General features: G+C 37.3%; 1 pseudogene. It reads right to left on the minus strand.

Going from position 1 to position 346, the window contains the following annotated elements:
• A pseudogene (locus tag HMPREF2619_RS11325) lies at positions 1-346 on the minus strand (hypothetical protein); the annotation flags it as partial.

Genomic DNA, 346 nt, shown 5'->3' on the forward strand with positions numbered 1-346 from the left:
ATCATTTACGATTGGTACGTAGATGATTGGTGTATCTCGTGAAATACGATCTGGATCACTTTCATCATTTGGTTCAATCGTTTTATCAACTATATTGTAACCCCAAGCTTGAGGTTGTTCTTCCTTAATTTTGTATCCAGCTGGAGCATCAGGAATTTTAGTTTCTGCTGCTTCTTTAGGATTCCACGGATTATTTTCATAAGTCTTAGATACTGAACCTGGAATCACATTTCCTGCTTCATCTACTTGGATAATTTTTCCTAATGGTTTGTATACAACGTGGTCTGTTACTTCTGGTTGATCCGGTGTTACTGTCTTAGATCCAGCTTCTGTCTTATCTGAATAG

This window comes from Streptococcus sp. HMSC074B11 (assembly GCF_001808705.1).
Classification (GTDB): Bacteria; Bacillota; Bacilli; order Lactobacillales; family Streptococcaceae; genus Streptococcus.